Origin of the sequence: Knoellia flava TL1 (assembly GCF_000768675.1) — a bacterium.
Taxonomy (GTDB): domain Bacteria; phylum Actinomycetota; class Actinomycetes; order Actinomycetales; family Dermatophilaceae; genus Knoellia; species Knoellia flava.
Map to the genome: position 1 here is coordinate 205,604 of NZ_AVPI01000001.1, position 21,031 is coordinate 226,634.

Annotated in this window: 19 protein-coding genes and 1 pseudogene; 5 read left to right on the forward strand and 15 right to left on the reverse strand. The window is 72.2% G+C overall.

The features are described 5' to 3' along the window. Positions 1-7 precede the first annotated feature (7 nt). A pseudogene (locus N798_RS01125) lies at positions 8-937 on the forward strand (LLM class F420-dependent oxidoreductase). On the opposite strand, the gene purD reads toward N798_RS01125, so the two are convergent. After that, positions 930-2,210, reverse strand: a complete 1,281-nt coding sequence (purD, locus tag N798_RS01130; RefSeq protein WP_035945492.1) for a phosphoribosylamine--glycine ligase — start codon at positions 2,208-2,210, stop codon at positions 930-932. The pseudogene N798_RS01125 and the gene purD overlap by 8 nt on opposite strands. Positions 2,211-2,546: 336 nt before the next feature. Between purD and N798_RS01135 the strand changes: the two genes are divergently transcribed. Both N798_RS01135 and N798_RS01140 read left to right on the forward strand, forming a co-directional pair. Then, entirely contained in the window at positions 2,547-3,536 is a 990-nt protein-coding gene (locus N798_RS01135; protein WP_035945494.1) for a helix-turn-helix transcriptional regulator, read from the forward strand. Between the two features lie 122 nt (positions 3,537-3,658). Further along, on the forward strand, positions 3,659-5,872 hold the full coding sequence (locus N798_RS01140; RefSeq protein WP_035945495.1) for a HelD family protein: 2,214 nt from the start codon (positions 3,659-3,661) through the stop codon (positions 5,870-5,872). An 88-nt stretch (positions 5,873-5,960) separates the two neighbouring features. Here the strand turns inward: N798_RS01140 and N798_RS01145 are convergent, their stop codons facing one another. From N798_RS01145 to N798_RS18290, 7 genes are all read right to left on the reverse strand, one after another. Continuing rightward, positions 5,961-7,259, reverse strand: coding sequence for an adenylosuccinate synthase (locus N798_RS01145; RefSeq protein ID WP_035945498.1), 1,299 nt, complete (start codon positions 7,257-7,259; stop codon positions 5,961-5,963). A 96-nt stretch (positions 7,260-7,355) separates the two neighbouring features. Then, a complete protein-coding gene (locus tag N798_RS01150; protein WP_035945499.1) occupies positions 7,356-8,162 on the reverse strand; it encodes a helix-turn-helix domain-containing protein in 807 nt (268 codons plus the stop codon). A gap of 262 nt (positions 8,163-8,424) precedes the next feature. Then, the gene (locus tag N798_RS01155) at positions 8,425-8,829 is read right to left on the reverse strand and encodes a DUF3151 domain-containing protein (protein WP_035945500.1); all 405 of its coding nucleotides are present in this window, start codon (positions 8,827-8,829) and stop codon (positions 8,425-8,427) included. A 10-nt stretch (positions 8,830-8,839) separates the two neighbouring features. Further along, complete coding sequence (gene fbaA, locus N798_RS01160) at positions 8,840-9,871, reverse strand: class II fructose-bisphosphate aldolase (protein ID WP_035945501.1); 1,032 nt, start codon at positions 9,869-9,871, stop codon at positions 8,840-8,842. A 100-nt stretch (positions 9,872-9,971) separates the two neighbouring features. Further along, on the reverse strand, positions 9,972-11,201 hold the full coding sequence (locus N798_RS01165; RefSeq protein ID WP_035945503.1) for an RNA polymerase sigma factor: 1,230 nt from the start codon (positions 11,199-11,201) through the stop codon (positions 9,972-9,974). Next, the gene (locus N798_RS01170; RefSeq protein WP_035945505.1) at positions 11,198-11,566 is read right to left on the reverse strand and encodes a YciI family protein; all 369 of its coding nucleotides are present in this window, start codon (positions 11,564-11,566) and stop codon (positions 11,198-11,200) included. The genes N798_RS01165 and N798_RS01170 overlap by 4 nt, the downstream gene beginning before the upstream one ends. Further along, positions 11,563-11,913, reverse strand: a complete 351-nt coding sequence (locus tag N798_RS18290) for a YciI family protein (protein WP_052116783.1) — start codon at positions 11,911-11,913, stop codon at positions 11,563-11,565. Before N798_RS18290 ends, N798_RS01170 begins: the two co-directional genes overlap by 4 nt. A gap of 148 nt (positions 11,914-12,061) precedes the next feature. Here N798_RS18290 and N798_RS01180 point away from each other — a divergent pair, with 148 nt between their 5' ends. Continuing rightward, positions 12,062-13,399, forward strand: coding sequence for an acyltransferase family protein (locus N798_RS01180; RefSeq protein ID WP_052116784.1), 1,338 nt, complete (start codon positions 12,062-12,064; stop codon positions 13,397-13,399). Here N798_RS01180 and N798_RS01185 read toward each other — a convergent pair. From N798_RS01185 to N798_RS01195, 3 genes are read right to left on the reverse strand one after another with little or no spacing between them, the layout of a single operon-like run. After that, the gene (locus N798_RS01185; RefSeq protein WP_035945506.1) at positions 13,332-15,365 is read right to left on the reverse strand and encodes a HelD family protein; all 2,034 of its coding nucleotides are present in this window, start codon (positions 15,363-15,365) and stop codon (positions 13,332-13,334) included. The genes N798_RS01180 and N798_RS01185 overlap by 68 nt on opposite strands. A gap of 56 nt (positions 15,366-15,421) precedes the next feature. Beyond that, complete coding sequence (locus tag N798_RS01190; RefSeq protein WP_052116785.1) at positions 15,422-16,246, reverse strand: class I SAM-dependent methyltransferase; 825 nt, start codon at positions 16,244-16,246, stop codon at positions 15,422-15,424. 4 nt (positions 16,247-16,250) lie between these two features. Further along, positions 16,251-16,931: a TrmH family RNA methyltransferase gene (locus N798_RS01195; protein ID WP_035945507.1), complete on the reverse strand. Its 681-nt coding sequence runs from the start codon at positions 16,929-16,931 to the stop codon at positions 16,251-16,253. Here N798_RS01195 and N798_RS01200 point away from each other — a divergent pair. After that, positions 16,930-17,418: a DinB family protein gene (locus N798_RS01200; RefSeq protein ID WP_229708510.1), complete on the forward strand. Its 489-nt coding sequence runs from the start codon at positions 16,930-16,932 to the stop codon at positions 17,416-17,418. The two genes, N798_RS01195 and N798_RS01200, sit on opposite strands and share 2 nt — an antisense overlap. Positions 17,419-17,427: 9 nt before the next feature. Here N798_RS01200 and N798_RS01205 read toward each other — a convergent pair whose 3' ends face one another. From N798_RS01205 to narH, 4 genes are all read right to left on the reverse strand, one after another. Continuing rightward, positions 17,428-17,712 (reverse strand): DUF7218 family protein, encoded by a 285-nt coding sequence (locus N798_RS01205; RefSeq protein ID WP_035945509.1) that lies wholly within the window; start codon positions 17,710-17,712, stop codon positions 17,428-17,430. Between the two features lie 75 nt (positions 17,713-17,787). Then, positions 17,788-18,525 carry a respiratory nitrate reductase subunit gamma gene (gene narI / locus N798_RS01210; protein WP_035945511.1) on the reverse strand — a complete coding sequence of 246 codons (738 nt, stop codon included), beginning with the start codon at positions 18,523-18,525 and terminating at the stop codon, positions 17,788-17,790. Continuing rightward, complete coding sequence (gene narJ / locus N798_RS01215; protein WP_084099993.1) at positions 18,522-19,271, reverse strand: nitrate reductase molybdenum cofactor assembly chaperone; 750 nt, start codon at positions 19,269-19,271, stop codon at positions 18,522-18,524. The genes narI and narJ overlap by 4 nt, the downstream gene beginning before the upstream one ends. Then, positions 19,271-20,971, reverse strand: a complete 1,701-nt coding sequence (gene narH, locus N798_RS01220) for a nitrate reductase subunit beta (protein ID WP_052116786.1) — start codon at positions 20,969-20,971, stop codon at positions 19,271-19,273. Before narH ends, narJ begins: the two co-directional genes overlap by 1 nt. Positions 20,972-21,031 lie beyond the last annotated feature (60 nt).

Below are 21,031 nucleotides of genomic sequence, written 5' to 3' on the forward strand. Positions count from 1 at the left end.
GAGGTCCGTGGACCTCCGGATCTTCACCGAGCCGCAGCAGGGCGCGACCTACGACGACCTCCTCGCGGTCGCCCGCACCGCCGAGGACGCCGGGTTCGACGCCTTCTTCCGGTCCGACCACTACCTCCACATGAGCGGTGACGGTGGCGCCGGGCCGACCGACGCCTGGACCACCCTCGCCGGGCTCGCGCGCGACACGTCGCGCATCCGCCTCGGCACGCTCGTCACGGCTGCAACCTTCCGCCTCCCCGGCCCGCTCGCCATCGCCGTCGCCGGTGTCGACCAGATGTCCGGGGGCCGGGTCGAGCTCGGCATCGGCGCGGGGTGGTTCAAGGGTGAGCACACGGCATACGGGATCGACTTCCCCGACGTGAGGGAGCGGTTCGACAGGCTGGAGGAGTAGCTCGCCGTCATCACCGGGCTGTGGTCGACGCCCGCGGGCCGGACCTACACCCACGACGGGTCGCACTACCCCATGGTCGACGCGCCCGCGCTCGCCAAACCGGTGCAGGAGGGCGGCGTCCCGATCATCGTCGGCGGCTCCGGCAAGCGGCGCACGCCGGCTCTCGCCGCGCGCTACGCCTCGGAGTTCAACGCGGCCTTCCAGTCGCCCGAGGAGTCGCGGGTCCTCTTCGAGCGGGTGCGGGGGGCCTGCGAGGACCGCCGGCGCGACCCCGAGACCCTCACGCTGTCGGCGGTCGGCGTCCTCTGCCTCGGCGACGACGACGCGACGCTGGCCCGTCGGGCGGCCGCGATCTCGCGCGAGGTGGGCGAGCTGCGCACCCACGGGTTCGCCGGCTCGACCGACGAGGTCGTCGACCGGATCGGCCGCTACGCCGAGGCGGGCGCGACCCGCGTCTACCTCCAGGTCCTCGACCTCGCCGACCTCGACCACGTCGAGGAGGTCGCGGCCAAGGTCCTGCCGCAGCTCAGCTGACGCCGACCTCGCCGCGCGAGGCACGGAGCGCGATGTCGCTGCGGTGGTGGGCGTCCTCGAGGCCGACGAGGTCGACGGCGGCGTAGGCGCGCTCCCGTGCCTGCGCGAGGTCGGCTCCCGTCGCGACGACCGACAGGACGCGCCCGCCCGCGGAGACGAGCGTCCCCTGGCCGTCGAGCGCCGTCCCGGCGTGGAGCACGTATGCCGTGGGCACGCCCTCGATGTCGCCGAGACCGGTGATCGGGTCACCGGTGCGCGGGGTGCCCGGGTAGTTGTGCGAGGCGACGACCACGGTGACCGCCGCGTCGTCGGACCAGCGCAGCGCGTCGTACTCGTCCAGCCGTCCTGTCGCGGCGGCCTTGAGGAGCCCGCCGAGCGGGGTGAGGAGGCGGGCGAGGACGACCTGGGTCTCGGGGTCGCCGAAGCGGGCGTTGAACTCGATGACGCGCGGGCCGCGGCTCGTCATGGCGAGACCGATGAAGAGGACGCCCACGAAGGGCGTGCCACGACGGCGCATCTCGTCGACCGTCGGCTGGGCGACGCGGGTGACGAGCACGTCGGTGAGGCCCTCCGGCGCCCACGGCAGCGGGCTGTAGGCGCCCATGCCGCCCGTGTTGGGGCCGGCGTCGTCGTCGCCGACGCGCTTGAAGTCCTGCGCCGGGCTCAGCGGGACGACCTTGGCCCCGTCGCTGATGACGAAGAGCGACACCTCGGGCCCGTCGAGGAACTCCTCGACGACGACCTTGCCGCCCGGCTTGGCGAGGCAGGCGCCGGCGTGCGCGAGCGCCTCGTCGCGGTCGTCGGTGACGACGACCCCCTTGCCGGCCGCGAGGCCGTCGTCCTTGATGACGTAGGGAGCGCCGAAGGCGTCGATCGACTCGGCGACCTCGTCGACGGTCGTGCAGAGGTGGGCCAGGCCCGTCGGCACCTCTGCCGCCGACATGACCTCCTTGGCGAAGGCCTTGCTCCCCTCGAGGCGCGCGGCCTCGGCCGAGGGCCCGAAGACGTCGAACCCGCCGTCCCGCAGCACGTCGGCGACACCGGCGACCAGTGGCGCCTCGGGTCCGACGACGACGAGGTCCGGAGCGTGGCGCTGCGCCAGCGCGAGCACGGCCGCCCCGTCGGTGACGTCCGCGAGGGGCTCACACAGCGCGATCCGGTCGATCCCCGGGTTGCCCGGGGCGACGACGACGGCGTCGACCGCCTGGTCGGCGACGAGGCTGCGGACGATGGCGTGCTCGCGGGCACCTGAGCCGAGGACGAGGACCTTCATGGATCGCAAGCCTAGGGCGGTGTCGCGCAGCCGGGAGCGGGGGTCCGCGGACGGCATACGGGCGGGTGCGCGGACGGCACACGACGTCCTTCTGCGGGCCGGAGGCGCGTCCATGGGCACGGACACAAGTGTGGGCGCGACGCGCCCGGGGAGCAGGGGGGTACCCCCGGGTGCGCCGCGCCCGTCCGTGCGGCGCTCACGGTTGGGGGGAACCGGCGCTCTGCACGAACGTCGACGAGGTCGACGTGGAACACCATGACACGTCGTTCACCCTTCATTCAAACCAAACGGCGGCGGATTCCTGACAATGTCGTGAAGCCGCCATAGTCTGGGCCGGTGAGCGACCCCGCCACCCGCCTCGCCATCGACGAGCTGACGACCCGTGTCTACCTCGTCCTGCTCCGCGACCCGTCGCCGCGGCGCAGCGCGCTGTTGCGCGAGGGCCTCACCGAGGCGGAGATCACGGCGGCGCTGGCCAACCTCGAGTCCCGCGGGATGGTCAACGCCTCGCGCCCGGATCTCATCGAGGTCTTCCCGCCGGACACGACGCTGCCCGCCTGGGCCGCAGACCTCGAGCGGCAGGCGCGCACGACCCGCTCGGCGGTCGAGGGGCTCACCCACATGTACAACGAGGCGCGGGCCGGGGTCCGCGGCTCCACGGCCAGCCGCGACGTCGCGATCCTCGACACCGTCGAGGACGTCGAGGCGGCCTACTACCGGTTGGCCCGGCGGGCCGAGACCCGCTGCGTGCGCCTCTTCGCCCGCAGCCCGCGGATGGACGAGCTCGTCATCTCGCACCCCGAGTCGATCGCCATCGCCCACAGCGGCGTCGCGAGCCCGGGGCTGCAGCGGCAGGTCGTCTTCGAGCAGTCGATCCTCGAGGTGCGGGGGGCGTTCGCGGCGCTCGAGGCGATGCGGGCCGACGGGATCGACGTGCGCCTCACGCCGCACCTCGCCTTCTCGGTCCTCGCCGTCGACCGCACCTCGGCGCTCATCGACATCACCCACATCGACTCCGGTGGCGGCTCGCTGCAGGTCCAGCAGCGCCAGCTCGCCAGTGCGCTCATGGACATGTGCCTCGGGCTCTTCGCGCTCGCGACGCCCCTCCCCCGCACGCCACGGTCGCTGTCGGTCGCACGGCTCACCGAGCGCGACACCCAGATCATGGCCCTGCTCGCCGCCGGGGCGAGCGACCTCACGATGGCGCGCCAGCTCGACATCTCGCAGCGGACCGTCGAGCGCCGCGTCCGGGCGATCATGGTCGAGCTCGGGGCGACGACCCGCTTCCAGGCGGGGGCGATCGCCGGGCGGCGGGGGCTCATCTGAGGGCGTCCGTGTCCGTTGTCCGCGGGGCGTCCTCGCCGGGGTCCGCGCGCGCGTAGACTCGTTCCTTCCGTGCGTCCCGCGCACCCCACACCCCACGTCACTCTGCAGGGAGGGCCTCGACAGTGACGAGCACGCGCCCCGGTGCGCCCGACACCTCGGCGGACGTCGCCCGCGAGATCGCGTTCGAGCAGGCGCACGTCGACCGCGTCTACGCCGAGCTCGAGAAGGCCGGTGCCCGCGCCGCCGACGTCGAGGCCGACGGCCTCGCCCGCGGCCGCACGAGCCGCACCGGTGACGTCCGCGACGAGGAGCTCACCGGGCTCTTCGAGCGCGACGCCCTCGTGTATGCCGCCGCGAGGCGCCGTTCCGCGATCGAGAAGCAGTACGAAGGGCTCGTCTTCGGACGGCTCGACCTCGGCTCGGTCGACACCCCGGCCGCCGAGCGAGACGTGCGGCACATCGGCCGGCTCGGTGTGCGCGACGACGACTACGAACCGCTCGTCATCGACTGGCGGGCCCCGGCGGCGTCGGCCTTCTACCGCGCGACCCCGGTCGACCCCATGGGCGTCCTGCGTCGCCGGGTCCTGCGCTGCAAGGGCGCGACCGTCATCGGGGTCGAGGACGACCTCATGGTGCCCGAGGCGCCCGACGACATCGTCGTCGTCGGTGACGGCGCCCTCATCGCCGCCCTCACCCGCAGCCGCGGCCGGCAGATGCGCGACATCGTGGCGACGATCCAGCGGCACCAGGACGAGGCCATCCGCGCCCCCTCCCGCGGCGTCACCGAGATCACCGGCGGTCCGGGCACGGGCAAGACGGTCGTCGCCCTGCACCGCGCGGCCTACCTCCTCTACTCGGAGCGTCGCCGCTTCGAGTCCGGCGGCATCCTCGTAGTCGGCCCCTCGGCGGCCTACACGGCATACATCGAGCGTGTTCTGCCCTCGCTCGGCGAGGACAGCGTCGCGCTGCGCGCGCTCGGCGACCTCGTCGACGGGGTGACGGCAACGCGGCTGGACAGCCCCGAGGTCGCCGCGGTCAAGGGCTCGCTGCGGATCCGACGGGTGCTGTCGCGCGCCGCCTCGCGCCCGCCGCAGGGTGCGCCGTCGCAGCTGCGCGTCTTCGTCAACGGCCACGCCGTGCGGCTCGACGAGCCTGTCCTGCACCGCATCCGGCGCCAGGTGCTGCGCTCCGGGCAGCACAACCTCGCGACGAAGCACGCCCGCGAGGAGCTCGCGCAGGAGGCGTGGCGGTCGGTCCGCCAGGGTGACCGCGACGAGTTCTTCGACGCCTTCGACTCCTCGCGCGACATCGACGAGTTCGTCGCGTCGTGGTGGCGACAGCTCGACCCGCGCGAGGTGCTGCTCACCCTCGCCGACACCGATCACGCCTACGCGCTCGCCCGCGGGGTCCTCGACCAGGAGGAGGCGGCCGCGCTCGCCCACTCCATGCGCGAGGCGCTCGAGCTCGGCACGTGGTCGGTCGCCGACGTCGCCCTCATCGACGACCTCTCGGCGCGGCTCGGTCAGGTCCAGGAGCCCGAGGCCGAGGAGCGTGGGTTCTATGACATCGAGGAGTTCGACGACCTCTCGTCCTACGGCGTGCTCGACGTGCACGCCGGGGTCGACCGCCGCGCGGGTGAGACGTCGACGCGCAGCGTCGTGACGCCCGCGGACGCCCGCGGGCGCCTGCTCCACGGACGGATCGACCGGGCGTCCGGGTCGGCCCACGTCCTCGTCGACGAGGCCCAGGACCTGTCACCGATGCAGTGGCGCACGCTCGCCCGGCGCGGCCGCAACGCGTCGTGGACCGTCGTGGGCGATGCCGCGCAGGCGTCGTGGGGCGATCTCGAGGAGGCCCGGAGCGCACGGGTGGAGGCCTACGGCACCCACGAGGTGCGCGGCTTCCACATGGACACGAACTACCGCAACGCCCGTGAGATCTTCGACTACGCCCGCGACGTCATCCTGCCGCTCGTGCCCGACGCCGACATCCCGGCAGCGGTGCGCGAGACCGGGATCGACCCCGTGGACGTCACCGTCGACGGGTCGCCGGTCGATGCCGTGGAGCGTGCGGTCGACGACCTGCTCGGCGAGGTCGAGGGCTCCATCGCGGTCATCGTGCCGGCGCGCTGGGCGGACCGGGTGGCCCACCTCGACGGGGTCGGCGACGGCCGCGTGCAGGTCATCGACCCGCTCTCGACCAAGGGCCTCGAGTGGGACGCGACCGTCGTGCTCGACCCGGACGCAATCGTCGAGGAGTCACCGGGCGGGGTGCGCGTGCTCTACGTCGTCCTCACCCGAGCCGCGCACCGCATGACGGTGCTCCGCCCGAGCTGAACCCCCGACTTATTGCCCGTTTGCGACACGTCCGCTCGGGCGAAGCCCGCTCCGACGTGTCGCAAACGGGCAATAAGTCGCGAAGGGGTCAGTCGAGGAGGGCGTGGCGCTCGATGATCTCGTGGCGGCCGGGGCCGACGCCGATCGCCGACACGCGGGCTCCGATGAGCTCCTCGACGCGCAGCACGTAGGCCTGCGCGTTCGCCGGGAGCTCCTCGAAGGTGCGGCAGCCGGAGATGTCCTCCCACCAGCCGTCGAGCTCCTCGTAGATGGGCTTCGCGTGGTGGAAGTCGGTCTGCCCCACCGGCATCTCGTCGTGCCGGACGCCGTCGACGTCGTAGGCCACGCAGACCGGGACCTTCTCGAGCCCGGTGAGGACGTCGAGCTTGGTGATGACGAAGTCGGTGACGCCGTTGATGCGGGTGGCGTAGCGGCCGATGACGACGTCGAGCCAGCCGCAGCGGCGCGGGCGGCCGGTCGTCGTGCCGTACTCGGCGCCGGTCTTGCGCAGGAACTCGCCGTTGTCGTCGTCGAGCTCGGTCGGGAACGGGCCCTCGCCCACGCGCGTCGTGTAGGCCTTGAGGATCGCGATGACCCGCGAGACCCGGGTCGGCGGGATGCCCGAGCCGGTGCAGGCGCCGCCCGCGGTCGCCGACGACGACGTCACGAACGGGTAGGTGCCGTGGTCGACGTCGAGCAGCGTGGCCTGGCCCGCCTCGAGGAGGACGTTCTTGCCCTCGTTGAGGGCCTGCTCGAGCACGAGCGCGGTGTCGGCGACCATGGGACGCAGCCGGTCGGCATACGAGAGCAGCTCCTCGACGACGCGGTCGGCCTCGGCGGCGCGGGTGTTGTAGATCTTGACGAGCACCTGGTTCTTGAGCTCGAGCGCGGCCTCGACCTTCTGGCGCAGGATCCCCTCGTCGAAGAGGTCCTGGATGCGGATGCCGACGCGGTTCATCTTGTCGGCGTAGGTCGGGCCGATACCGCGGCCGGTCGTCCCGATCTTGCGCTTGCCGAGGAAGCGCTCGGTGACCTTGTCGAGGGTGCGGTTGTAGGGCGCGATGACGTGCGCGTTGGCGCTGACGAGCAGCTTGCTCGTGTCGACGCCGCGCTCCTCGAGCCCGTCGAGCTCCTCGAAGAGCACCTCGAGGTCGACGACGACGCCGTTGCCGATGATCGGCGTGACGGTCGGCGTGAGGATGCCCGAGGGCAGGAGGTGGAGGGCGTACTTCTCGAGCGCCCCGTCCTTCTCGATGACGACCGTGTGGCCGGCGTTGTTGCCCCCGTTGAACTTGACGACGTAGTCGACGTCCTCGCCCATGAGGTCGGTGGCCTTGCCCTTGCCTTCGTCGCCCCACTGGGCTCCGACGAGCACGATTGCCGGCATCTGGTCAGTCCTCTCCTGCGCGGCGGTGCCGCGCGTGCGTGACATGCGCGAGGCCCGGCGCGTGGCGTTCGCGACGGGCCTCCGGTGTGCCCCAGCCTATCGGGTATGCCGTCCGCCCACCGATGCTGCCGGGTGCGAGGCCGCGAGCGCGGCACCGAGCTGGAAGCGGGTGTCGACGCCGTGGATCGACATGAGGGCGGCGATCCGCCGACGCACCGTGCGAAGCCCGACCCCGAGGAAGCGGGCGATCGCCTCGTCCTTGAGGCCCATGCCCAAGAGCTCGACGAGACGGGCGTCGCCGGCTGCCCCGGCGGCATACGGCACGGCGTGGGCGTGCTCCCACGCGAGGTCGAAGTAGGCCGCGAGGGTGGAGATGAGCAGGGGGTCGCGGATGAGGACGTAGCCGGAGGAGACGTCGCCCCACCGCCGCAGGCCCACGGCGCCGACGTCGCCGAAGACGGCGTACTCGGAGCCGACCTCGGGCAGGAGCCGCTGCTCCTCGCCGACGGTCGACCACGACCGGAGCCACTGCAGCCCCTGCGGGGTGTCGAGGGCGTGGGCGGGATAGATCGTGCGCTGGACGTTGCCGGCGGCGATCCACTGCTGGTTGTCGCGCATCGTCGTGTCGTCGAGTGCGGGGCCGGCGTCGACGACCATGACGAGGTTGCGCAGGACCCCGCTCGACTCGTGGATGAGCCGCTGGACGACGGTCGGCGCCATCTCCTCGCTGATCGGCTCGACACCGGGCGTCGAGGCCGTCGAGGTGCCCTGGGTGAGCCGTCCGACGAGGTCGCGGATCTGGCCGAGGTCGCGCAGCCGTTCCTCGATCCGGGACTGCTCGCGGTCGAAGTACTCCTCGAGGAGCCGGGCCGGCGAGGCGACGTTGTCTGAGGTCAGCGCCATGACGGGCTCCTCCTGCTCGACGGAATGGCAGGATGCTGCCATTGGCATCTAAGTGTCGCAGATTCGGTGTGACATGGCGCATGATGGGCGCGCACGACCGTCGTGGCAGGGGACACGCGGACGTGTTCGCGCTTCGGCGCGGTGCTCCCTGGCAGGGGCTGGAGAAGGGCTCGGACCTGAGGTCCGAGCCCTTCTCTTCATGCGCGATCGGGCGGGTGGTCGCAGTCGCCCGCGATCGGCACCGCCGAACCCGGGACGGGCCTCAGAGCCCCAGCTCGCGCGCCCCGGTCGTCGAGGAGTCGCGCAGGAAGTCGGCGCAGCGCCGCTCCTCGTCGGTCTCGCCGATGAGCCCGGCCGCCCGCGACAGGACGGCGAGCGAGCGGAGGAACCCGCGGTTGGGCTCGTGCTCCCACGGGACCGGCCCCTGGCCTCGCCAGCCGTTGCGGCGGAGCGCGTCCAGCGCCCGGTGGTAGCCCGTGCGGGCGTAGGCGTAGCCCTCGACGGTGCGACCGTCGGCGAGGGCGTCCTCGGCGAGGGTCGCCCACGCCAGGGACGACGTCGGGTTGGCCGCGGCGACCTGGTCCGCGGCGACGCCCTCGTCGAGGAGCCGCGCCGCGGGGTCGACCGGGAGCCGGGTCTCGGGGATGCCGAGCAGGTTGTCGCTCACGACTCGCGCCTCAGGCCTGGTGGGTGCCGGCGGAGCGGAGGTTCTCGCAGGCCTCGACGACCCGGCGTGCCATCGCCGCCTCGGCCTCCTTGCCCCACGCGCGCGGGTCGTACTGCTTCTTGTTGCCCACCTCGCCGTCGATCTTGAGGACGCCGTCGAAGTTGCGCAGCATCCACTCGGCGACCGGCCGGGTGAAGGCGTACTGGGTGTCCGTGTCGACGTTCATCTTGACGACGCCGAAGTCGACGGCCGCGGCGATCTCCTCGGCGGTCGAGCCCGAGCCACCGTGGAAGACGAGGTCGAAGGGGCGTGCATCGGCGCCCTGGCCGAGCTCGCCGGCGGCGGCCTCCTGGGCGGCCTTGAGGATCTCGGGGCGCAGCTTGACGTTGCCCGGCTTGTAGACGCCGTGGACGTTGCCGAAGGTGAGCGCCGTGAGGTAGCGACCCTTCTCGCCCGCGCCGAGCGCCTTGATCGTGGCGACCGCGTCCTCGGGGGTCGTGTAGAGCTGCTCGTTGATCTCGTTGGCGACGCCGTCCTCCTCGCCACCGACGACGCCGACCTCGATCTCGAGGATGACGTTGGCGGCCTTGCACGCCGCGAGCAGGTCCTCGGCGATCTGGAGGTTCTCCTCGAGCGGCACGGCCGAGCCGTCCCACATGTGGCTCTGGAAGATCGGCAGGCCACCGGACTTCACGCGCTCGGCGCTGGCCGCGAGGAGCGGGCGCACGAAGCCGTCGAGCTTGTCCTTGGGGCAGTGGTCGGTGTGGAGGGCGATGTTGACGGGGTAGTTCTTCGCGACCTCCTCGGCGTAGGCCGCGAGCGCCTTGGCGCCGGTGACCATGTCCTTGATCGTCGAGCCCGAGGCGTACTCGCCACCACCGGTGGAGACCTGGATGATGCCGTCGCTGCCCGCCTCGGCGAACCCGCGGATCGCCGCCGTCACGGTCTGGCTCGAGGTGATGTTGATGGCCGGGTAGGCGAACGAGCCGGTCTTGGCCCGGTCGAGCATGTCGGCGTAGATCTCGGGAGTTGCGATGGGCATGGGGTCTCCTCGTCAGTGGCGAAGCCGGATCGCTTCCGATCTTTCCACGCAGGGTCGTGGTGGCAACACCGTGCCCAGACACCGGCCGGTAACTCCGTGCTCAGCCCGTGAGCTCCTCGCGTCGACGCTCCATGTGGCGCCGCTCGATCTCGTTGTCGCACAGCCCGATCGCCTCGGCGAGGCTCTCTCGGGCCGCCTCGGTGTCACCGGCCCGGGCGAGCAGCTCGCCGCGCACGGCGGGCAGCCGGTGGCCCGCCATCTCGACCCCGTCGAGCAGCGCGAGCCCGGCCCGCGGCCCCTCGGCCTCCGCGACGGCGACAGCCCGCGCGACCCGCACGGCCGGTGACGGGGAGAGCCGCTCGAGCACGGCATACAGGTCGGCGATGTGGTCCCAGCGGGTGTCGGCGGCGGTCGGCGCGCTCGCGTGCTCGGCCGCGATGAGCGCCTGGAGGCGGTAGCTGCGGGCGAGCGGCGACGTGGGCTCGGGGCGTGACTCGAGCCGCGCGAGAAGCGCGAGCGCGTCGGCGACCTCGTCGTGGTGCCACAGCGCCCGGTCCTGGTCGGCGAGGAGGACGAGCGATCCGTCGGGGCCGACGCGTGCGTCGCGTCGGGAGTGCTGGAGCGTCGTGAGGACGACGAGGTGGGCGAGCGTGTCGCTCGGCCGAAGCCCCATCGTCACGCGCGCGAGACGGATCGCCTCGCCGGCCAGCTCGGCCCGGACGAGGTCCGGCCCGCTCCCGGGCGCGTAGCCGGCCGTGAACGCGAGGTATGCCGTGTGCGCGACGACGTCGAGCCGCTCGCCGATCGCGTCGGTCCCGGGGATGGCGAAGGGGATGCCGGCCGCGACGACCTTCTTCTTGGCCCGGGTGATGCGGGCGGCCATCGTCGCCTCGGGCACGAGGAAGAGCCGGGCGATGTCGGCCGTCGAGATGCCCATGACGAGGCGCAGCGACAGCGCGCTCGCACTCTCCGGTGAGAGCGAGGGGTGGGCGCACATGAGGACGAGCCGCAGCAGGTCGTCGTCGACCACGGACCCGTCGTCGACCATGACTCCCTCCTTCGGCCGGCGTTCGGCCTCGACGGTGAGCAGCGGTTGCTTGCGAGCGGCCATCGCCTCGGCCCGCAGCCGGTCGAGGATGCGGCGTCGGGCGGCGGTCATGAGCCAGCCGCCGGGGTTGGCGGGCGTCGACTCCTGCGTCCATCTCGCCTGCGCGGTCGCGACCGCCTCCGCCAGCGCGTCCTCGACGAGGTCGAGCCGGCGGAACTGCGCGAGGAGCAGGGCCACGAGCCGGCCCCACTCCTCGCGCACGACGCGCTCGAGGGGCGTCACCCGACCTGGTTCCCGGCAGCGTCGAGCTCGACGACGGAACGGATCTCCACGGCATACGCGGGTGGGAGGAGGGAGGCGGCCTCGATGGCGACGTCGAGGTCGGGCAGCTCGACGTCGTAGTAGCCACCGATCATCTCGGTCGTCTCGGCGAACGGTCCGTCGGTGAGGACGCGCCGGCCGTCGAGGTGGCGGACCGTCGTCGCCGTGTCGGCGTCGGCGAGCGGAGCACCGGAGATGCGGCGTCCGCGCTCGTCGACGAACCGGTGGAAGGCGTCGTGGCCGTCGACGTAGGCCTGCCGCTCCTCGGGTCCGGCCGCCTCCCAGCCGCCGGGCTCGTAGGCGAGGAGGAAAAGGTAGCGCCTCACTGGACCAGGGTGCGGAACTCGAGGAGCTCGCCGCGAGATGCGAACTCGGTGCAGATGCGGCGGAGGTCGGCCTCGTCGTCGGTCTCGACGAGGTAGAAGCCGACGACCTGCTCGGCGGACTCGGTGAAGGGCCCATCGGTGACGAGCGCTCCCCCGGACCCGTCGGGGCGCATCGAGGTCGCCTCGGCCGAGGGGGTGAGCGGGCTCGTCATCAGCAGGGTGTGCCCGCCGGACGCGAGGTCCTCGTGGAACTGCTCGTGCGAGCGCATTCCCTTCTCGTGCTCCTCGGGCGGGAGCTGTGCCCACTCCGCCTCGGGCGCGGGCAGCAGCAGCAGGTGGCGACTCATCGGGTCTCCTCCGGTCGGTTCGGTGTGGCCGCGGGTGCGACCTCCACCCTCGTGACGAGCGAACCACACCCGGATCGACAACCGGGTCGTGCCGGGCTGGGTCGTCGTACTCACGCGCGGGAAGGCATGCACCCGCCACGCTGTCCCCATGGACCTCTCCACCGTGCGCGACCTCGCCCGCGCCACCCCCGCCGAACGCAACCGGGTCGTCGACCTGCTGCGGGCCGGGGCGATCCTCGTCGTCGTCCTCGGCCACTGGCTCATGGCCGCCGTGCAGGTCCGCGACGACGAGCTCGTCATGGGCCACCTGCTCGGGCTCGCGCCGTGGACGCACCCGCTCACCTGGGTCTTCCAGGTCATGCCGGTGTTCTTCGTCGTGGGCGGCTACGCGAACGCGCTCTCGTGGCGCTCGGCCCGCCGACGGAACCTCCCGTATGCCGGGTGGCTCCGCTCGCGGCTGCGTCGCCTCCTCGTCCCGGTCGTCCCGTTGCTGCTGCTCTGGCTGGCGGCGACAGCTGTGGCGTGGGAGGCGGGCGTCCCGGCGGGCACGCTGCGCACGGCCTCGCAGGTGGCCCTCGTGCCCACGTGGTTCCTCGCGGCCTACGTCGTCGTGTGCGCCCTCGCGCCGGCGACCCTGTGGCTGTGGGAGCGGTTCGGGTGGGCGTCCGTCGCCGCCGGGCTGGCGCTCGGAGGGCTCGTCGACCTCGTGTCGATCGGCGCCGACCTCCTCCTCGTCGGGTTCGCCAACTACGTCGTCGTGTGGGCCACCGTCTCCCAGCTCGGCTACGCGTGGCTCGACGGGCGGCTCGCCGGCACGGGTCGGCGGCTGCTCCTCGCCGCGGTCGGCGGGACCGCGACGCTCGCGCTCGTCGGCCTCGGCCCCTATCCGGTGTCGATGATCGGGCTCGACGGTGCTGCGGTGAACAACTCCTACCCGACGCGCGTGACGATGCTGACGCTCGGCCTGCTCCAGGCCGGGCTCGTCCTCGCCCTCGAGCCGCTGCTCGCGCGGTGGATGAGCCGCCCGCGCGCCTGGACCGCGACGGTCCTCGTCAACACACGCATCATGACGCTCTACCTGTGGCACCTCACCGCGATGGTGCTCGTCATCGGGGCCCTCCTGCTGCTCGGCGGCCCCGGCCTCGGCATCGAGCCGGTGAGCGCCGGCTGGTGGCTGACCCGGCCGCTGTGGTGGGCGCTCCTCGGCATCGTCACGGCCGGCGCGGTCGCCGCGCTGGGCCGCTTCGAGACGCCCCGCGCCGACGACTCCCCGCCGCCACCGGTCTGGCTGCCGGTGCTCGTCACCGCGGTTGCCTGCGGCGGGCTCGGCCTCATGGCGGCGCAAGGAGTCGTGGCCGAGGACGGCGTGCACTGGTGGTGGCCAGTGCTCACGGTCGCCGCCGTCGGGCTGCTGCTCCTCAGGCCGGGGGGTCGGTCGGGCGCTCGGCCAGCGGCGCGGGCAGCGGCCGGGCGTGGACGACCGTGAGGTCGGAGACCGCACGGGTGAGCACGACGTAGAGGCGGCGCAGACCGGTGCGCTCGTCGGGCTCGGCCTCGGCCACCTCGGCCGGCTCGAGGACGAGCACGTGGTCGAACTCGAGACCCTTGGCGACCGTCGCCGGCACGACGTCGACCTGGTGGTCAACGTCGCCGTGGTCGGCGCCGAGGGTGCCGTGCTCGATGCCCGCCGCGGACAGCGCAGCCGAGACCTCGGCGACGCGGGCATCCGGCACGATCGCCCCGATGCTGCCCTCGAGGGCACGCAGCCGGTCGACGTGCGCGACAGCGGTGGCGACAAGGTTCCCGTCGGCGGCGACCTCGACGAGGTCGAGCAGCCCGGGGTTTGCGCGGACCGACTCGGGTGCGGCGAGCCCCGGGGCCGCGGTGGGCAGCAGCCGCGCCGCGAACTCGATGACGCTCGCGGGCACGCGGAACCCGCGACGCAGCTCGGAGACGACCCCCTCGGGCTTGCCGAGGTGGGCCAGCGTCTCCGACCACGACGCCGTCGACCACGGGGTCGTGCCCTGCGCGATGTCGCCGAGCACCGTGGCCGCGCCGGTCGAGCAGCGTCGGCCGACGGCGCGCAGCTGCATCGGCGAGAGGTCCTGCGCCTCGTCGAGGACGACGTGGCCGAGGCTCGGCGTCCGGTTGAGCAGGTCGCCGAGCTCGTCGAGCAGCCACGTGTCCGCGAGTGTCCACTTCGCCGATCCCGCTGTGCGAGAGGGCTTCTGCCACAGCAGGCGGCTCTGCTCGTCGGCCGACAGGACCCCGTCGGCTGCCGCCGCGAGCGCGTCCGCGTCGGAGAGGAGCCGGTGCAGCAGCGCGCGGGGTTCGACCTTGGGCCAGATCGAGCCGGCATACGCCTTGACCGGCGCGCTGCGCGCGACGGCGTCCTGGACACGGTCGTCGGGGTACTCCCCCAGCGCCTCCATCCGCACGAGGACGGCGTGGGCGAGCCGCTGCGGCAGGAGCTGGCGCGCCGCCTCGTAGCGCACGTCGCGCGCCGCGAGACCGTCGACGAGCGGAGCGATGTCGTATGCCGGCACGCGCCACCGGCGTGACCCGCGCGGGACGACCATCGCCTCGCTCGGCGGCACGAGGTGCGACCACACGGCGCGGTGGAGCACCTGCGCCATGCGGGCGTCACCCTTGAGCCGGGCGACCTCGGTGGGCTCGGCCGCCCGGACCGGCACCGACGCCGTGAGCGCCTCGATGCTCGTGTGCTTGACCTCGACCTCGCCGAGGGTCGGGAGCACGGCCCCGATGTGGTCGAGGAAGGCCTCGTTGGGTCCGACGACGAGGACGCCGCTGCGGCTCAGCCGCTCGCGGAACGCATAGAGCAGCCATGCCGCGCGGTGGAGCCCGACCGCGGTCTTGCCGGTGCCGGGCGCTCCCTGGATGCAGACGGTCGTCGTCGCGTCGACCCGGACGAGGGCGTCCTGCTCGGGCTGGATCGTCGCGACGATGTCGCGCATGGGCCCGACGCGGGGCCGCTCGATCTCGGTCGCGAGGATCTGCGACGTCGCGTCCGGCTCGGTCTCGTCGAGGAGGTGCTCGTCCTCCATCGCGGTGATCCGGCCGTGGTCGTAGCCGAACCGGCGCCGCAGCCGCACGCCGAGCGGGTCGGTGTGGGAGGCGCGGTAGAAGGTCGTCGACACCGGCGCGCGCCAGTCGATGACGAGCGGGTCGCCGAGGTCGTCGGTGACGTGCCGTCGGCCGATGTACCAGCGCTCGTCGGTGTCGAGGTCGACGCGCCCGAAGAAGAGCGCGGTCGTGGGGTCGTCCTCGAGCGAGCGGGCGCGACGCCACAGCGTCTCGGCGAGCCGCTCGGACGAGACGGCGTCACCGCCCTGGATGTCGAGGGCGAGGGTCCGCTCGCGCATCCGGGCCAGCTCGGCGCGCGCGTTCGCGAGGTGGGCGCGCTCGCGGGTGAGCTCCTCATGAGTGGGCATGACGCTGTCGCCTCTCCTGAGCTCAGGGGTGTGTTGGGGGGATGGGACAGCCTAGGTCACGGACGCGCGAGGGTCACCCGGACATCGGTCCACCACGACAGCCGGCCTTCGCGCTGACGGTCCTCGAGCATCGGCTGGACCTGCTCGCGGACCGCCTCGAGGGTGCCGAGCCGCTCGTGCGCCTCGAGGACGACGCGGAACCCCTGCGACCAGACCCAGTCCCACCACGCCTGCGCCGCCGGGAGGGTGACGGTGATCCGGTGCTCCTCCGTGGCGACCCGGCCGAAGCCGTGCTCGCGCAGCACCGCCTCGAGCCGCTCCACCGAGGCGAAGTCCCCCTCCCGGGCCACCGTGATCGGAGGTCGCTCCTTCTCGGGGAGCGCCTGCACCACGGTGCCGTGGATGTCGGCCCACGAGTCGTCGGCCGCACCGAACCACGTGAACCCGAGCCGGCCCGACGGCGAGAGCCCCGCGCGGTGGACGTCCAGGGCCGCGCCGAGGTCCGGCAGGAAGAAGAGGACGAGTCCGGCCTGCACGACGTCCCAGGGACCCGGCGGCGGGTCAGCAGCGTCACCCACCTCCGCGGTGAGCCACGGGAGGTCGGCGGCCTCGGAGCGGAGCCCGGCCACCATCGTCGGAGCGATGTCCGTCGCCGTCACGGCACCGGTCGGCCCGACGGCCCGCGCGGCCAGCAGCGCGCTCGCGCCACGGCCACAGCCGACGTCGAGGACGCGCTCGCCGGCAGTGGGCCGGGTCGCCCCCACGAGAGCTCGCGCGGCAGGTCCGAAGAACTCGACCCCGACCTGGTCGTAGGTCGCCGCCGCCCGCTCGAAGACTCCACCGATGAGTGCCTTCTGCTCGGCGGCGGACTCGTGGGCCATCCCGTCAGTGTGCCCCCGTGGTCGCGGCGTCGCCGACGCTTTGGTCGAAGACGTGGCGCCGCACCCAGGCGTGCATCGCGATGGCCGCCGCCGCCCCAGCGTTGATCGAGCGCGTCGACCCGAACTGCTCGATGTGCAGCGTCGCCTCGCACTCGGCGCGCATCGCCTCCGACAACCCCGGCCCCTCCTGCCCGAAGACGAGCATGGCTTTGCGCGGCAGGTCGTAGGTCTCGAGTGCGCGGCTCCCGGGCAGGTTGTCGATCCCGATGAGCCGTATGCCGTGCGCCCGCGCCCACGAGGCCAGCTCGCCGGGCGTGGCGTGGTGGTGCTCGTGCTGGTAACGATCGGTGACCATGGCACCTCTGCGGTTCCACCGACGGCGGCCGACGATGTGGAAGGCGGCGGCGCCCATCGCGTTGGCGGTCCGGACGACCGAGCCGATGTTGAAGTCGTGCTCCCAGTTCTCGATCGCGACGTGGAAGTCGTGCCGCCGCGTGTCGAGGTCGGCGACGATCGCCTCGTGGCGCCAGTAGCGGTAGGCGTCGACGACGTTGCGCCGGTCGCCCTCGCGCAGCAGGTCGGGGTCGAGCCGCTCGTCGTCGGGCCACGCCCCGTCCCAGGGACCGACCCCGACGTCGTCAACTCGGTTGCCGCTGTCGGTCATGGACACCACGATGTCAGGCATGGGTGAGCTGCTGGGTGAGAGGGACAACTACGCGGACTACCTCCGCAGCCGGCGCGAGATGTTCGTCGCGGCCTGCGAGGGGCTCACACCCGAGCAGCTCGCTCTGCGCTCGGTGCCGCCGTCGACGATGTCGCTGCTCGGCATGGTGCGCCACCTCGCCGAGGTCGAGCGGGTGTGGTTCCGTCGCTGGCTCGACGGCGGCGACCCGGAGCGGCTCTGGGGGCCGCGCGGCAACGACGACGACTGGAACGGCGCCGTCGGCAGCCAGGAGTGCGTCGACGAGGCCTGGTCCGCCTGGCGCGCCGAGGTCGCGTTCGCCGAGGGCTGGCTCGCCGCGCACGACGACATGGGAGCGGTCGTCGACGCCGACCACCACGGCCGGATCAACGTCCGCGACATCGTCGTCCACCTCGTCGAGGAGTACGCCCAGCACCTCGGGCACGCCGACCTCCTCCGCGAGGTCATCGACGGGCGCAGGAGTGGCTGACGCGCGGACCTAGTGGTTGCGCAGGGCGTCGATGAGCTCGTCCTTGCTCATCGACGCGCGACCCTCGATGTCGAGCTCCTTGGCCCGGTCGCGCAGCTCCTCGACGGTGCGGTCCTCGTAGTCCTCGGCGGACCCGCCGCGCTCGCCCATCTCGGAGCGTGAGGTGGCCGCCGCGGCGTTGGAGATGCGGGCGGCCTTCTCCTTGCTCGCACCGTCGTCGCGCAGCTTCTCGTAGAGCTCGGGGTCCTTGATGCTCGGTCCGGGGTCCTTCGAACCGCTCTTGCCCTGCGGCATGGCTCCTCCTCGAGAGTCGGTGGCGTTCCTCCCACCCTGTGCCCGCGCGGAGTGATGTGCAAACGGGCGGCCGTCCTACTGCACCTTCTCCCACCCGCGCTTCTGGGCGCGGGTGCCCGCTCCCCGGCCGGGTCGCTCGTCGCGGCTGCGGTAGACGACGTAGGGCCGCGTGAAGTAGCCGATCGGCGCCGAGAAGACATGCACGAGACGCGTGAACGGCCACATGGCGATGAGGAGGAACGCGAGGAAGGCGTGCAGCTTGAAGCCGACCGGTGCCGACTCCATGAGGCTCGCGTCGGGCTGGAACCAGAAGATCTGGCGGAACCACGGCGAGACGCCGTCACGGTAGTTGTACTCCCCGCCGATGGTGAAGAGGCTGCCTGCCACGGTGTTCCACATGCCGAGGACGATGACGGTGCCGAGCACGGCATACATGACCTTGTCGTTGACCGTCGTCGCGGAGAAGACCGGGCCGACGGTCCGACGGCGGTAGACGAGGATGGCCAGCCCGACGACCGCCGCGATGCCGGCGGGGATTCCGCCGGCCAGCGCGATGACGTGGTAGGCCTCGTGGCTCAGGCCGACGGCGTCGGTCCAGTCCTGGGGCAGGAGCAGCCCGAGCACGTGACCCATGACGACGCCGAGCATGCCGAAGTGGAAGAGCGGGCTGCCGATGCGCAGGAGCCTGCTCTCGTAGAGCTGCGAGCTGCGGGTGGTCCAGCCGAACTTGTCGTAGCGGTAGCGCCAGACGTGCCCGACGACGAAGACCGCGAGGCAGATGTAGGGGAAGATCACCCAGAGGAACGTGCTCACCGAGGGCCTCCGATCGTGACGGGCGTGGGTCCGGCGTGCGAGGCTCCGGAGTGTGGGGGTCCGGCGGGCGCGGCTTCGTCGAGGCTCGACGGCGTCGCGTAGGGCGCGTCGAGCTCGGTGCTCAGCCCGACGAGCTCGGTGGGCGGGCCCTGGGCGATGAGCCGCTCGAGCGCCTCGTGGTCGTCGCCCTCGAGGGCCGGCAGGGTCCTGCGGAGCGCGTCGACGACGTCGAGCCACGGCGAGTCGCGGTCGGCGAGCGCGACCCGGAGCAGCTCGATGCCGACCCGGTGGTCGTTGAGGATGCGCCACGCGACGTCGGCGTCGACGCCTGCGCCGAACTCGAGGACGACGCACAGGTGGTCCGGCAGCTCGGCGTCCTCGTCGACGAGGACGCCGCCGGCCCGGCGGTAGTCCTGCTTGATCCGGACGAGCGCGGCTCCGCGGTTGCGGGTGTCGCCGTGCAGGTAGTAGGTGAGGTGCAGGCAGCACCGACGGGTCACGTCGAACGTGTCGACGTAGTCGCGTTGGAGCTCTCCGAGGGCAGCGCTCGAGAGGCGAGCGAGGAAGCGGGACAACGGCATACGGACGTCGTCGGGAAGTCCGGCGATCGCATCGGTGAGCATGGGCACCCGCTCGACGAGGGTCTCGTCGGGGTGGTCGAGCAACAGTGAGACGACCTGCCACGCCGTGGCCTGGTCGGCCGCCGAGAGGCGAGAGGAGGACCGGCGGTGCCGGCGCCACGGCATCACGACCGCACCTCCTCGTCGGGGGCGTCGTCCTGCGTCCGGTCGGCACGACCCTCGGGGAAGAGCCCGTCAGGCGCACCCTTGCCGTCCCAGTTGAGGAGGTTGACCCGGCCCTTCGAGGTTCCACCGCCGACGAGCGTCTCCGACGTCTGGCGCTGCTGCAGCATGTGGAAGTTCTCGACCGCGACCGGCGTGACGTTGCCGCGGCCCGAGCCCTCGCCGAAGGGTCCGGAGACGTCGAGCAGCTCGTCGTCGTAGGAGGTCACCGGGCAGTCGGTCGCGAGCTCCTCGAGCCCGTGCGCCTCCTCGGCGTGCGCGGTCGGGATGACGTAGCGGTCCTCGTACTTCGCGATGGCGAGCAGCCGGAACATGTCGTACATCTGCTCCTCGCTCATGCCGACCGCCTCGGGGATGTGCGCCTGCGGGTCCCGGCCGAGGTTGATGTCGCGCATGTAGGAGCGCATCGCCGCGAGCTTGCGCAGCACCGCGTCGACGGGCCTGGTGTCACCGGCGGTGAAGAGGTTGGCGAGGTACTCGACGGGGATCCGCAGCGTGTCGATGGCCGCGAAGAGGTTGTCCTCGTCCTCGGCGTCGTGCCCGGTGTCCTTGAGGGCGTCGACGACCGGCGACAGCGGCGGGATGTACCAGACCATCGGCATCGTGCGGTACTCCGGGTGGAGCGGCAGCGCGACCTTGTAGGTGTTGATGAGGGCGTTGACCGGCGAGCGCTTCGCCGCCTCGATCCAGTCGCCCGGTATGCCGGCCCGCTCGGCCTCGCGCTGCACCTCCGGGTCGAAGGGGTCGAGGAAGACCGAGCGCTGCGCCTCGTAGAGGTCGTGGTCGTCCGGGGTCGAGGCGGCCTCGAGGACGCGGTCGGCGTCGTAGAGCATGAGGCCGATGTAGCGCAGCCGTCCGACGCACGTCTCGGCGCACACCGTGGGGATGCCGACCTCGACGCGGGGGTAGCAGAAGGTGCACTTCTCGGCCTTGCCGGTCTTGTGGTTGAAGTAGACCTTCTTGTAGGGGCAGCCCGTGACGCACATGCGCCAGCCCCGGCACTTGTCCTGGTCGACGAGGACGATGCCGTCCTCCTCGCGCTTGTAGATCGCGCCGCTCGGGCACGACGCCGCACACGACGGGTTGAGGCAGTGCTCGCAGATGCGGGGCAGGTAGAACATGAAGGTGTCGTCGAAGGCGAGCTTCACCTTGTCCTCGATGCCCTTGATCATCGGGTCCTTGGCGGCGTGCTTGCCGCTGCCGCCGAGGTCGTCGTCCCAGTTCGCCGACCACTCGATGTTGACCGGCTTGCCGGAGATGAGCGAGTGCGGGCGGGCGACGGGGAACGTCTTGCCCGCCGGGGCGGTGAGCAGCGTCTCGTAGTCGTAGGTCCACGGCTCGTAGTAGTCGCTCAGCGCCGGCATCTTCGGGTTGCTGAAGATGTTGAGCAGCTTGGTGAGCCGGCCGCCGGCGCGCAGGGTGAGCCGGCCGCCCTGGGTGAGGGTCCAGCCGCCCTTCCACTTGTCCTGGTCCTGGTAGCCACGCGGGTAGCCGAGGCCGGGTCGGGTCTCGACGTTGTTGAACCAGACGTACTCCATGCCCGAGCGGTTGGTCCACGCCTGCTTGCACGTCACCGAGCAGGTGTGGCACCCGATGCACTTGTCGAGGTTCATCACCATCGCCATCTGCGCCATGACCTTCATCGGGTTGCCGCCTTTCGGGGGTCCTCGCGAAGTATCGGAGCGAAGAATGAGCGTAGAACT